The following is a 12,995-nucleotide window of genomic DNA, read 5'->3' as shown; positions in this document are numbered from 1 at the left end:
CCCGACGCTCAACGAAGCGTTAGAGCGCGGGGCTTCTTTTCGATTCTGCTAAAACCCCATTCACTGATAGCGTAGTTGCTGCAATGCGTAAATCTTGAGTGCCAACGCGAATTTTCTGCCTAACTAATTCAGCGTAAATATTACAAGCTTTAGTATCAAACTCAAGTAATTTTACATTTTTGAAAAATTCTATTTCATCCCATAAACCCTTGTATCCCCATATTAATTTGTCATATTTAGAAGGTTGATTATTATACAGCACTTTGCAAGTAAATGAAGTACACATCTTAATATGATAAATCTTGTGGGGTGGGCATCCTGCCCGCCCTTGTGTACTTCATTCAGATGAAATGTGCTGTATTTGTTGATCGCATTCAGCCATCCTTTAACTTTCTCCTCGAATGTAATTACTGTTATGGCTATATTTTCAGTATTATGCTCTCTTATGCGTTGTATGATTAATGGGTGAGTATTTTGAAACAAGGATAAATGGTCTGTATCTAATATCCACATAATACTCACTTTGTCCCATGCTGCAAGTCGATTTGACTTCGTTCAGCTTCTATGAATTCCAGCACTTCAGGAAAAAGAGGGTTATCTTTGTGCATTCCCGCAAATTTCAACCAAGGGTTTTCTACTTTGGGTGCTTCAAGTTCTATAGTCACAATCTTGGCAGTTTCTAACCGAGTTTGTAAACTTTGACTGAGTTTTTCTATTGCTTCTGTTTCTGTATTTCCTAAACCTTGACAGTCTGGTAAACCTAGTAATGTTGCTTTAACTGTGCCATCTGGTTGATTTTCAATCAGCACATCATAAGTTAACTTAGGTGCTGTCTTGATCGAGTCAGTTTTGACAACTAAATTCATAAAGTTTTGATCCTTTAAGCTGTTCCACATATAACTTGCATAATTAGGGCGGGCAAGATGCCCACCCCACAAGAGTTTTATTTAATTTGATTATGTAATTTAGATGTTTTTTAGCTTAGTTTTTATATTGATTATAACTTTATGTGCAAATATCCAAAACCCCGACTTTTTTTTAAAGCCGGGGATCTAACTTAAATTTGGGTTATTACATCAGAATTTGACGGATTAAAATACTCATTACCTCCTCTGGGTTGGCGGTTGGTAACAATGGACTCCAATCTCCTACACTGGCGTAGCCATTGAGTTGCAAACGGTGAATTGTTTTAGTAACAGCTTTGGGTGAACCAATTAGTAGATGCTTAAGTGGTTCTCTTTTGGGTAATGGCTGTTCAGAAGATTGATTAGGTGTATTTAAATCTTCGCTCTTGAGATACTGTTGTAACTTTGATTCGGCGGAATTTTGATTGTCTTGGTACTTTTGGGATTGTGTCATGATTGTATTTGTACTCCGATTATGGATGTTACATAAAGGCGATCGCTCTCTTCTTTGGTGGAATCAGACGATCGCCTTTATCAATTGTGGATGTTAGATAGGGGCGATCGCTTTCTTCTTTAGCGGAATCAGGCGATCGCCCTTCTCATACTTATTATGTTAATGTATATTTTTATACTTGTCAACTAGTTTTTTCCCAATTTTTATTAATAATTATCAAGTTTTAAGGAGAATAAATTAATACTAAAAAGAGACTAAGATACTGTTATAATCATTAAAAAAATCACACTAAAATCTATTAAGTAAGTAGACACAATTATTTATTTATGAAATGCATTTCGACTCCCTTCGGCTTTGCTTAGGGCAAGTCGCTCAATGCTCGCTCTTTGAGAAGACGAGGGTTGAGCGGAGTCGAAACCCGGCAATCGAGGTGACTCACATCTTGCACCTGCGAGTGAAAATAATGAGTCTGCCGCAATAAAGTTATAAAAATTACATATCTATTTGTCTCTGTATTTAGTCCATTTCTAATGGACTTTTGCTATAAGACAGGGATTTACAATCCCTGGCGGTAGAGAGCGAAGCCGAACAATTAGGTAAGTTTTGCGACTGACAGTTTGAAAGGTGCAAGATCTGAGGTGAGGTTTAATTTAGTCCTTCTACTTATCTAGGAGTTGATAGTCATCTTGAATGTACTGGCTGGACGCTATGAAATTATTAGGCAATTAGGCGGTGGCGCTTTTGGTGTAACATTTTTGGCTAGAGATAATTTCCAACCTAGTAAGCCTTTATGTGTCGTCAAGCAACTGCGTCCTAACCAGTCTAATCCCCGTGTGATCGAGTTCTTTGAAAAAGAAGCGGCGATTCTCGAAAGGCTAGGAAAACACCCCCAAATTCCTCAATTACTAGCGCACTTTAGTGAAGGCCAAAGTCTTTACATTGTTCAGGAGTTTATCGAGGGACAAGACCTGAGTAGAGAAATTTTTCCTGGTAAGCAACTGAGTGAAGGTTATGTTACTAAGCTTTTACAGGATGTATTAGAAATCTTGTCTTTTGTACATAGCTATGGAGTGATTCACCGTGATATCAAGCCCCCAAATCTGATGCGAAGGCAACAGGATGGGAGGATTTTCCTGATTGACTTTGGAGCGGTGAAAGAACTTGGTAGTTTAATGTTGAATACTCAAGGTGAAATAAACCCTAGCGTTGTTATTGGCACTCCTGGCTATATGCCCAATGAGCAAAAGAATGGCAAACCTTGTTTAGGTAGCGATGTCTATGCTTTGGGAATGACCGTTATTCAAGCTTTGACTGGTGTTTTACCCTCCGATTTGCCAGAAGACCCCCAAACAGGTGAAATTATTTGGCGAAACCAAGTATATCTAAGTGACAATCTGGCTGAGGTGTTAACCAAAATGGTGCGTCGTCACTTCAGTTTACGTTATGCCAAAGCAACGGAGGTGTTGCAAGCTTTAACACCGCCATCATCCCCCATATCATCAACGATTATTGTTAATACTGCCAAACAAATATACCTTCAAGAAGCCACAAATAGGGTACAACAAGGTAATTTTTCTGTCTTTGCATTGAGAATACTAGAATCTCAGCGGATGGAGTTAGGCTTATCTGAAGATGAAGCTAGGGAAATTCAAGAACAAGTTCTCAAACCTTATCGGGAGTATCAGCGGAAGTTACAGGAGTATGAACAGGCATTGATTGATGCAGTCAATCAACAATATCCCTTTGGCCAGGGAGTTCAAAAGGATTTGCAAGACTATCAAAGATTTTTAGGACTGCGGGATGAAGATATCGCAGCAATAGAAGCACGAGTATTTGCACCGAAGCAAGCAGAATATCAAAGACAGCAAGAAGCCGAAAGATTACGCCAGGAAAAACAAAGAGCAGAATATCAGCGCCAGCAAGAAGAAGCTGAAAGATTGCGCCAGGAAAAACAAAGAGCAGAATTACAAAAACAACATGCAAGAGAATCATCTAAAGTTGTTTCTCCTCCAGGTATTCAAACTCAAATTTTTGAATTTGACACTGCCACTCTAACGGTAAAAAGCTTAGGTTTTTTGGGTAGGGTGAAAACAACTTGTGAAATTCGCCGCAGTCGGGGACGTGCCGAATTCTTCACAGAAAACCTTGGTAATCGTGTAGTTTTACAGATGGTTGCAATTCCTGGTGGTAAATTTTTGATGGGTTCGCCAGAGAATGAGCCAGGACGATATGACTCTGAAAGTCCACAGCATACCGTCACCATTCAACCCTTTTTCATGGGGAAATTTCCTGTCACCCAAGCTCAATGGGCTGCTGTTGCCGCTCTTGGTAAAGTGAATATTGATTTAAATCCCGACCCATCCTATTTTAAAGGTGCGAATCGACCTGTGGAAAAGGTTTCATGGAATGATGCGGTTGAGTTTTGCGCCAGACTATCTCAAAAGACTGGCAAAACCTATCGCTTACCCACAGAGGCAGAATGGGAATATGCTTGTCGTGCAGGCACAACCACCCCGTTTTATTTTGGCGAAACAATTACGACTGATTTGGCAAATTACGACGGCAATTACACATACAATTCTGCTCCAAAGGGTGAATATCGAAAGCAAACAACCGATGTGGGGAAATTTCCTGCTAACCCCTTTGGTTTATTTGACATGCATGGTAATATATGGGAATGGTGTCAGGATGAGTGGCACGAAAATTATAATAATGCACCAATAGACAGTAGTGATTGGCTAATTGATAATGATAATCAATATCGTCTGCTGCGCGGTGGTTCTTGGTACAACGACCCAGCGCTCTGTCGCAGTGCGTTCCGCCCCTGGGACGCAGCCGTCCTCCGTGTCAACCACATTGGTTTTCGTGCTGTTTCCGTCGTTCCCGCGTGAGGACTCAGTAGCCCTTTATACTTTTGCCCTTTAGCACTCTACACTTCTTCTCTTTTCCCTTCTTAACGTCTCGCGCAAAGCGCGATCAAATATTTTTTTAAATTTATCGGATGAGTTATTTACCTATTATACAAAAAACTTACCGAAAAAATGGGTCTAAAGCCCCGTCCTTATAGGACGGCTTTTTATTGTGTTTTCATTAATCTTATACCAGATGTGCTAGTATAAGACAGGAGGTAGAAAGATGCTAGTTTTTGAATTCAAAGCTTATGGAAAGTCAAGGCAATTAGCGGCAATAGATGATGCAATACGCACTGCCAAATTCATTCGCAATAGCTGTATACGGCTATGGATGGATGTTAAAGGCACGGGTAAAAATGATTTGCAAAAATATTGTGCTGTGCTTGCGGCTAATTTCCCCTTCGCAAATGAACTTAATTCAATGGCTAGACAAGCTAGTGCTGAACGAGCATGGTCATCTATCTCCAGGTTTTATGAAAACTGCAAAAAGGGTATTTCCGGGAAAAAAGCGGAAAGTTGCGTGGGCGGCTCTGCCGACTTGAGCAACGCCACTTCCCGCAACGGAGTGGCTCACGCCACTTCCTTCAACCGGGGGAACCCCGGCAAGGGAGTGGCTCAACTTTCCAAGACAGGTTTTCCTCAATTCCAGAAAGATTGTCGTTCTGTTGAGTATAAATCAACAGGATGGAAGCTTGCAGATAATCGTAAATCCATAACTTTCACCGACAAAAAAGGTATTGGTCTTTTAAAACTCAAAGGTACTCGTGATTTGCACTTCTATCAAATTAACCAGATTAAACGGGTGAGATTGGTAAAACGTGCAGATGGTGTATATGTTCAATTTTGCATTGATGTAGACCGTTCTGAGAACATTAAGTCAACTGGAAACACAGTTGGGTTAGATGTTGGTCTCAATGAATACTACACCGATTCTGAAGGGACAATGGTTGAAAATCCAAAGTTTTTGCGTAAAGGTGAAAAGGTTCTTAAGCGTTCACAACGCCGAGTTTCCAGAAAGGTCAAAGGTTCAAAAAACAGAGGCAAGGCAAGACAGATTTTAGGAAAACGCCACCTCAAAATAAGTAGGCAACGTAAAGACCATGCTGTGAAATTAGCACGGTGCGTAGTTCAGTCTAACGACTTGATAGCCTACGAAGATTTGAGGATTAAAAACATGGCGAAAAATCATTGTTTAGCTAAGTCCATCAATGACGCATCTTGGTATCAGTTCCGTGTTTGGCTTGAATACTTTGGAAAGGTATTTAAACGAGTTACGGTTGCGGTTAATCCGCAATATACGAGCCAAGATTGCTCTAGATGCGGTGAAGTTGTTAAAAAAACACTATCCACTCGCACCCACGTTTGTAAATGTGGTTGTGTCATGGATAGAGATGAAAACGCTGCTAGAAATATCCTTAGTCGAGGATTGGGTACGGTAGGGCATACCGGAACCTTTGCACTAGATGCAAGCAACGCTTGGGGAGATGAAACCTCTACTTTTGTTGGTGAAAACCTGCATGAGCAAGTTATGTCTTAGATTCAAGAATCCCCCCACCTTCAGGTCGGGGAGTGTCAAGATTTAATCAAGTTACCCGAAATCCTTAGAACAGGTTTATGGTGCGATCGCTTTTTATCTTGCTAACCAAGAGCTAATTGATGCATATTTAAAGGAAGCTGAGGCAGAGTTTGAGAAACTACAACAGTCCTTAAGAAACAAGAATCCACTTCTATATGAGAAGTTGAAAGCCGCTCAAACTCACAAAAAGAGCAAGATATGACAGTAGTTCGATTTCAAGCTGATGCTGACTTGAAGCAGTTGCAATTTCCTAAAACAGATGTAAAAACTCGGCGTTGCTGAGTAGAAATATGAATTTGTATCACGCAGAGGCAAGGCAGCGCGTTGCGGGGGTTCCCCCCGTTGTAGCGACTGCCGCGCAGAATCGCAGAGAGTAAGAAGTCCATTAGAAATGGACTTTTGCTATTAGACATAGATTTATAATATCAGTGATTGTATACCTGTATTTAGTAATAAATTTTATACCAACAAAAAATAAAATTTGTAGAAACTGGTTTTTTAGCATGGTTATGCAGTTGCTTTCCTGCCAATGAAAAAACACCCAGCTTCTCAGGGAGATTTACAAAAATTTACAACTCAGATTGTTTGGAATTAATTAAATGTCACATACATGAGTTTGACAATATTTAGCATTGCCGATTTCTTGATGCAATTTACTCAATTCAATAATCTGAAATGCTGACCCATCCTGGACTTCGGCAGCAATATAAGCAAATTTTTTACCTCGATAAAACAGGTCTCGATCAATTTTTGTAATGTATCTAGACTTGTTAAAGTCATTAGCAAGGTTGTAACTATAAATATCTTGAACTAGCTTTATTGCTTTAGTATTTTTTCTAGTGAATTTAACATTAGGGTCTCTACTAACGGTTATTCCCTCTTTAATGACTGTTTCATTTGGTAAAGTCACATTGACATAAAAGTATAAATTCCCTTTTGTACCGGAATAACCATAGGCTTCATTGTTATATCTTAAAACTGGTAGTTTTGTTCTGGTTTTGGCCCATTTGATCACAGTATTAATATTTTGTCCTGGAAGTGCATTTACAGGAGCGATCGCCAATATAACAGCTAGTGCAGACATAGCTGCATGGCATAAAAATTTAAATTTATGATTTCTAGACATGATTAACTTTTGATATTATTTAAATTGATTTTTCATTCTGCTTTAATCCTATTTAAGTCTCACCTTCAAGCAAGAGTCTTAGTAATAACAATAAAGAAATTTAAATCAGATGCGATCGCCAGGGTATAAATAGCAGTCTGCTTTGATTTCTCAAGTTACTTGCGTGGTCAGGAAACATGAAAAAAGCAGTATAGCTGTACCTAGCTTCGCAGAAACTAAATATAATTTAGAGATTAATCAAAGTTCATAGAGAATTATTGACTTGTGTGCAGATAAATTAATTGCATTGGCTATATATTTTAATATATTGCTATTCAATTTATATAAAAAAGATATAAAAATTCGTATTATTTTTTCTCGTTTGAATATCAATTCACTCATGCTAATTTTAGATAATGATCAGCTAGTTATTTGCAGATTGGCATCCATCTGAGAAATAGGAGTTAAACAGCACAAAAAAAGATTAACACCTATCATGAATAACCATTGTTTACGAAGCTGCGATCGCCAGCATCATAACTTTGAATTGCAATACCGTCGCGGTATCAAAGATTTACCAACAACGTCCACCCAATTCCCTATTCCCATTCCCCAGCCAGAGAAATAAAAATGAGATTTTGTCTAAGATTCAGCACAAGTGACTACTTCTGGAACTTGATCCCTCAAGGCTAAAGATTGTACATACTTCTTAATAAATCAGCCCTGAGAACGCAAAACGTTCTAATCTAAAAGCTGACTGGGTTAATTTACTGGCAATTTTGAAGACGGTACCTCAAGCTTTAAACGCATGAACATACCGATATGTCAAGCCCCAAAGCAACCCAGACTTAACACATAAATGATTATGATGGGAGTTTTACAAATCCGATGAGTGTTAAGGCAAGTGGTGGAAGCTCAGTTGCGCGTCCGCAACTATATCAAACCCTAGCTGTGGCAACAATTTCCCAAGCAGAGCAACAAGACCGCTTTTTGGGAAATGGTGAACTAAATGAACTAGCAAGCTATTTTGCGTCTGGTGCAAAGCGTCTAGAAATTGCTCAGACTCTCACGGAAAATTCCGAGATTATCGTATCTCGGGCTGCCAACCGGATTTTTGTTGGTGGTTCGCCCATGGCTTTTTTAGAAAAGCCCAGAGAACCAGAACTAGTGATGGCCAGCACTAGTGCTAGTAGTGGTGGTGCAGATGTACAAGAGGGAATGAAACTAGGAACTGTAACCTACGTTGAAAGCCGTGGTGGATTCCTAGAAAATTTACGCTCAATATTTAACTCATCCCCCAGCGGCCCAACACCTCCAGGCTTTAGACCAATTAACGTTGCTCGTTATGGCCCAAGCAACATGGCGAAAAGCTTGCGGGACTTATCCTGGTTCTTGCGCTATGCTACTTATGCGATCGTTGCTGGCGACCCCAACATCATCGCTGTCAACACACGCGGTTTGCGGGAAATCATTGAAAATGCCTGCTCTGGTGAAGCAACACTAGTGGCATTACAAGAAATCAAAGCCGCAGCCCTTTCTTTTTTCCGCAAGGATGCTGAAGCTACAGAAATTGTGTCTCAGTACATGGATGTACTGTTGACAGAGTTTAAAGCACCTACACCTTCTAACAAACTGCGTCAACGTCCTTCTAGCGACCAACAAGGTTTGCAACTGCCGCAAATTTACTTTAGTGCATCAGAACGGCGTCCCAAGTTTGTCATGAAGCCTGGGTTGTCAGCTAGCGAAAAAAATGAAGTCATCAAAGCAGCTTATCGGCAAATATTTGAGCGCGATATTACCCGTGCTTATAGCTTGTCGATATCTGACATAGAATCCAAGGTAAAAAATGGTGACATCTCCATGAAGGAGTTTGTTCGCCGTTTAACCAAATCTCCCCTTTACCAAAAACAGTTTTACCAGCCTTTTATTAACAGCCGAGTTATCGAGCTGGCTTTCCGTCATATCCTGGGTCGGGGGCCAAGTAGCCGCGAAGAAGTACAAAAATACTTCTCGATAATTTCTAACGGTGGTTTGGCAGCCTTAGTGGATGCTTTAGTAGATTCTGACGAATACAGCGACTATTTTGGTGAAGAGACAGTACCATACCTCCGGGGTTTGGGTCAAGAAGCACAAGAATGTCGCAACTGGGGGCCACAGCAAGACCTGTTTAACTACAGTGCGCCTTTCCGCAAAGTACCCCAGTTTATCACCACATTTGCTGCTTATGAACAACCACTACCAGACCAACATCCCTATGGTTCTGGTAATGACCCCTTAGAAATCAAGTTTGGGGCAATTTTCCCCAAAGAAACCCGTAACCCCAGCAGCAGACCAGCTTTCTTTGGTAAAGATACTAAGCGCATTCTCATTCACCAAGGGCCAGGGATTAATAACCAAAACAGTAATCCCAAGGCGCGGGGCGTGGCTCCTGGTTCTTTAGGGGCTAAAGTGTTTAAGTTGGATCAACTTCCAGGCACTATTGGTAAAAAAGCTCCTAAAGGTGCAAGCATCAAATACTCTGAAAGCTCAACGCAGGCGGTGATTAGAGCCGCTTACTTACAAGTTTTCGGTCGCGATGTTTACGATGGTCAGCGCTTAAAAGTGCAAGAAATTAAGCTAGAAAACGGCGACATTTCTGTGCGCGAGTTTATCCGGGCCTTGGCTAAGTCAGATGTATTCCGCAAGATGTACTGGACATCCTTGTATGTCATGAAAGCGGTTGAGTACATCCATCGGCGGTTGTTGGGTCGTCCTACCTACGGTCGTCAGGAAACAAACAAATACTTTGATATCTCCGCCAAGCAAGGTTTCTATGCACTGGTTGATGCGATCATTGACAGCGTGGAATACGGTGAGGCTTTTGGTGAAGATACAGTTCCTTATGAACGGTATTTAACTCCTTCTGGTGTGGCATTAAGACAGCTGCGGGTTGGTAGCATTCGCGAAGACGTGGGATCGAGAATCGATAAAGAAGCAACCCCACGCTTTGTGGAACTGGGTACAGTCTCGCAAACACGGTCAGAACCAGATATCCAATTCCGCATCAACCAAGGTGTCAGCAAGCAGCGCGAACAAACCAAAGTCTTCAAGTTGGTAGCAAATATTAGCGACAAAGTTGCAGTGAAAACTGTAATTAGTGCTGCCTATCGTCAGATTTTTGAACGCGATATTGCACCTTACATCGTCAAAAACGAATTTACGGTGTTAGAAAGTAAGCTGGGTAACGGCGAAATCACCGTTAAGGAATTTATTGAAGGTTTGGGTTACTCGAATCTCTACCTCAAAGAATTCTACACACCGTATCCCAACACCAAGGTAATTGAGTTAGGAACCAAGCACTTCTTGGGACGCGCACCAATTGACCAGGCAGAAATCCGCAAATATAACCAAATTTTAGCTACCCAAGGGATTCGCGCCTTTATCGCTGCCCTGCTCAATAGTGCCGAGTATCGCGAGGTCTTTGGTGAAGATACAGTGCCTTATCGGCGCTTCCCAACTCTACCAGCAGCCAACTTCCCGAATACCGAGAAGCTCTACAATCAACTCACCAAGCAAAATGATGATGTGGTTGTGCCTAGCTTTGAGCCAGTGAAATCCGGCGTAGATAATGGTACTACGTCGAGTTTAACGCAGGCGATCGCAGATTTATCTGTAGAATTGGGTCGTTCTTCTAACAACGCTCTTACACAGTCTGTAGAGGTTGTAAATAGCCGTCGCCAACCTACACGCATTTATCGGCTGAGTATCGGTGCTAATGAGGCAGAAATCCAACAGGTAGTTAACGCCGCTTACTCTCAGGTATTAGATTTATTTGATGGTCAGGTTCCCAATCATTACCGCCATCCGGAACTAGAAAGCAAACTCGGCAATCAAGAAATTTCTGTGCGCGAGTTTGTCCAAGCACTAGCTAGTTCAGAAATCTATCACCAACGCTTCTGTGTGCCTTATCCCAACACCAAAGTGATTGAGTTCCTCTTCCGTCACCTGTTAGGACGTACAGTGGCTAATCAAGACGAAATTAGCCAATACAAAGAACTGTTAGCTAATAGCGGTTTACCAGCCACTGTAGAGGCAATCGTGAATCATCCAGAATATACCCGCTACTTCGGAGAAGATGTGGTGCCTTACCAGCGCTTCATCCCTGCTAGCAGGTAGTTTTCAAAGGAACTGGGGACTGGGAACTTACCCAGTACCCAATCCCCTTAACCTTTCGTAACAATGCTTTCAGAATGCAAATTTGGTTGTAAATCTGAAAAAGAATATTACAAAGTGTTAAGAGCAGTCATAAATGCTCAACAGAATGCCGGAGAATGTTTTGCGGAAGGTAGCTGTGTTTTAGAGCTTGTGTACTGGTTATTAACTTAAGTAGGCTAGTAAAAAACTAATCTATGCCAGTTATTTAACTGTTGTTTCAAAAGCATAAGAACACAAAACTACTCTCAACCAAATTTAAAGTCGCACCAGTTTAATTAAATTCTGGTTTCATTAGTTTTTGGAGGAATCCATTAATGAGTATCGTCACGAAGTCCATCGTGAATGCTGATGCAGAAGCCCGCTACCTCAGCCCTGGCGAATTAGATCAAATCAAAAGCTTTGTTGCAGCTGGTGAGCGTCGCCTCCGCATTGCTCAAATTTTGACCGAAAACCGCGAGCGGATTGTAAAAACAGCAGGCGACCAACTTTTCCAAAAGCGCCCTGATGTTGTCTCTCCTGGTGGCAACGCTTACGGCCAAGAAATGACCGCTACTTGTCTGCGTGACCTAGACTACTACCTCCGCCTCATCACCTACGGAATCGTTTCTGGTGATGTTACCCCCATCGAAGAAATTGGTGTTGTGGGTGTTCGCGAAATGTACAAGTCCCTTGGTACCCCTATCGATGCTGTAGCCGCAGGCGTAACAGCGATGAAAGGCGTTGCTGGTGGACTATTGTCTGCTGAAGATGCTGGTGAAGCTGGCTCTTACTTCGACTACCTAGTCGGTGCGATGCAGTAAGCTCAAACTGTTTCCTCAACACGAAACAGAAGTATTGCAATAAGGTTGGAAATAAGGAAATAACAACATGCAAGACGCAATTACCGCTGTCATTAACTCTTCAGACGTTCAAGGTAAGTACCTAGATTCATCTGCTTTAACCAAGTTGAAAGGCTACTTCGCAACTGGTGAACTGCGCGTCCGTGCGGCAGGCACAATTAGTGCTAACGCAGCTGCGATCGTTAAAGAAGCTGTAGCTAAGTCCTTACTATACTCTGATATCACCCGTCCCGGTGGCAACATGTACACCACCCGTCGCTACGCTGCTTGCATCCGCGACTTGGACTACTACTTGCGCTATGCAACCTACGCTATGTTAGCTGGCGATCCTTCCATCCTGGATGAGCGTGTACTCAACGGTTTGAAAGAAACTTACAACTCCTTGGGTGTTCCCGTCGGTGCTACCGTACAAGCTATCCAAGCAATCAAAGAAGTAACCGCTAGCTTAGTAGGCCCCGATGCTGGTAAAGAAATGGGCGTTTACCTAGACTATATCTCCTCTGGCTTAAGCTAATAGCTGGTTTGCACTTAACTTCTATTAGGTGCGAATTTATTAAGGTCTGGAAATCAATTATGAGTGCTAGAGCGTTTTATTGCTTATCATGTTGAATTGCTCAGCAATGAGTATGAGCGGTCTAGTATTGATGCTTGATTTCCAGCCTTGGAGTGATTAATTTAAAAAAAATTGCGTAAAAGATCCACTCCCTGCTTTTTGTTTGACATAAAAAAGTTTTCACAATCACCACAGGAGATTTAAAGATATGGCACGTTTGTTTAAAATTACTGCTTGCGTTCCCAGCCAAACCCGAATTCGTACCCAACGTGAACTGCAAAACACCTACTTTACTAAGCTAGTTCCTTACGAAAATTGGTTCCGCGAACAGCAACGGATTCAAAAAATGGGCGGCAAAATCGTGAAAGTGGAATTAGCAACTGGTAAGCAAGGTACTAATGCTGGATTGCTGTAATTACTATATATAGACCTAACATTATTGTAGGGAGTTGCAAAG

General features: G+C 41.5%; 10 protein-coding genes and 1 pseudogene. 7 read left to right on the top strand and 4 right to left on the bottom strand.

Annotation, left to right across the window (positions count from 1 at the left end):
- Positions 1-19 precede the first annotated feature (19 nt).
- The 3 genes from AC5JMF_RS13875 to AC5JMF_RS13865 all read right to left on the bottom strand — a co-directional run bounded on the left by AC5JMF_RS13875 (position 20) and on the right by AC5JMF_RS13865 (position 1,359).
- Entirely contained in the window at positions 20-262 is a 243-nt protein-coding gene (locus AC5JMF_RS13875) for a PIN domain-containing protein (RefSeq protein WP_495796309.1), read from the bottom strand.
- 256 nt (positions 263-518) lie between these two features.
- Positions 519-866 (bottom strand): type II toxin-antitoxin system HicB family antitoxin, encoded by a 348-nt coding sequence (locus AC5JMF_RS13870; protein ID WP_495796308.1) that lies wholly within the window; start codon positions 864-866, stop codon positions 519-521.
- A gap of 205 nt (positions 867-1,071) precedes the next feature.
- The gene (locus AC5JMF_RS13865; protein ID WP_495796307.1) at positions 1,072-1,359 is read right to left on the bottom strand and encodes a hypothetical protein; all 288 of its coding nucleotides are present in this window, start codon (positions 1,357-1,359) and stop codon (positions 1,072-1,074) included.
- A gap of 686 nt (positions 1,360-2,045) precedes the next feature.
- On the opposite strand from AC5JMF_RS13865, the gene AC5JMF_RS13860 reads away from it, so the two are divergent.
- Complete coding sequence (locus tag AC5JMF_RS13860; RefSeq protein ID WP_495796306.1) at positions 2,046-4,250, top strand: bifunctional serine/threonine-protein kinase/formylglycine-generating enzyme family protein; 2,205 nt, start codon at positions 2,046-2,048, stop codon at positions 4,248-4,250.
- A gap of 244 nt (positions 4,251-4,494) precedes the next feature.
- Positions 4,495-5,808, top strand: coding sequence for an RNA-guided endonuclease InsQ/TnpB family protein (locus tag AC5JMF_RS13855; RefSeq protein ID WP_495796305.1), 1,314 nt, complete (start codon positions 4,495-4,497; stop codon positions 5,806-5,808).
- A gap of 634 nt (positions 5,809-6,442) precedes the next feature.
- Here the strand turns inward: AC5JMF_RS13855 and AC5JMF_RS13850 are convergent.
- Positions 6,443-6,973 (bottom strand): hypothetical protein, encoded by a 531-nt coding sequence (locus AC5JMF_RS13850; protein ID WP_495796304.1) that lies wholly within the window; start codon positions 6,971-6,973, stop codon positions 6,443-6,445.
- A 475-nt stretch (positions 6,974-7,448) separates the two neighbouring features.
- Here AC5JMF_RS13850 and AC5JMF_RS13845 point away from each other — a divergent pair, with 475 nt between their 5' ends.
- The 5 genes and pseudogenes from AC5JMF_RS13845 (at position 7,449) to AC5JMF_RS13825 (ending at position 12,953) form a co-directional block, all read left to right on the top strand.
- Positions 7,449-7,580: a hypothetical protein gene (locus AC5JMF_RS13845; protein WP_495796303.1), complete on the top strand. Its 132-nt coding sequence runs from the start codon at positions 7,449-7,451 to the stop codon at positions 7,578-7,580.
- A gap of 260 nt (positions 7,581-7,840) precedes the next feature.
- Positions 7,841-11,089, top strand: a pseudogene (locus AC5JMF_RS13840) (phycobilisome rod-core linker polypeptide); the annotation flags it as partial.
- Between the two features lie 371 nt (positions 11,090-11,460).
- A complete protein-coding gene (gene apcA / locus AC5JMF_RS13835; RefSeq protein ID WP_495796302.1) occupies positions 11,461-11,946 on the top strand; it encodes an allophycocyanin subunit alpha in 486 nt (161 codons plus the stop codon).
- Positions 11,947-12,013: 67 nt separating this feature from the next.
- Positions 12,014-12,499, top strand: coding sequence for an allophycocyanin subunit beta (gene apcB / locus AC5JMF_RS13830; protein WP_495796301.1), 486 nt, complete (start codon positions 12,014-12,016; stop codon positions 12,497-12,499).
- A gap of 247 nt (positions 12,500-12,746) precedes the next feature.
- Positions 12,747-12,953 carry a phycobilisome linker polypeptide gene (locus AC5JMF_RS13825; RefSeq protein WP_190709553.1) on the top strand — a complete coding sequence of 69 codons (207 nt, stop codon included), beginning with the start codon at positions 12,747-12,749 and terminating at the stop codon, positions 12,951-12,953.
- Positions 12,954-12,995 lie beyond the last annotated feature (42 nt).

The organism is Desmonostoc vinosum (assembly GCF_059505385.1).
This window is presented reverse-complemented; position numbering and strand designations above follow the sequence as displayed.

Coding starts and splice junctions, on each gene's coding strand:
- AC5JMF_RS13870 (WP_495796308.1), bottom strand. CDS start 866: ATGAATTTAGTTGTCAAAACTGACTCGATCAAGACAGCACCTAAGTTA.
- AC5JMF_RS13865 (WP_495796307.1), bottom strand. CDS start 1,359: ATGACACAATCCCAAAAGTACCAAGACAATCAAAATTCCGCCGAATCA.
- AC5JMF_RS13855 (WP_495796305.1), top strand. CDS start 4,495: ATGCTAGTTTTTGAATTCAAAGCTTATGGAAAGTCAAGGCAATTAGCG.
- AC5JMF_RS13850 (WP_495796304.1), bottom strand. CDS start 6,973: ATGTCTAGAAATCATAAATTTAAATTTTTATGCCATGCAGCTATGTCT.
- AC5JMF_RS13845 (WP_495796303.1), top strand. CDS start 7,449: ATGAATAACCATTGTTTACGAAGCTGCGATCGCCAGCATCATAACTTT.
- apcA (WP_495796302.1), top strand. CDS start 11,461: ATGAGTATCGTCACGAAGTCCATCGTGAATGCTGATGCAGAAGCCCGC.
- apcB (WP_495796301.1), top strand. CDS start 12,014: ATGCAAGACGCAATTACCGCTGTCATTAACTCTTCAGACGTTCAAGGT.
- AC5JMF_RS13825 (WP_190709553.1), top strand. CDS start 12,747: ATGGCACGTTTGTTTAAAATTACTGCTTGCGTTCCCAGCCAAACCCGA.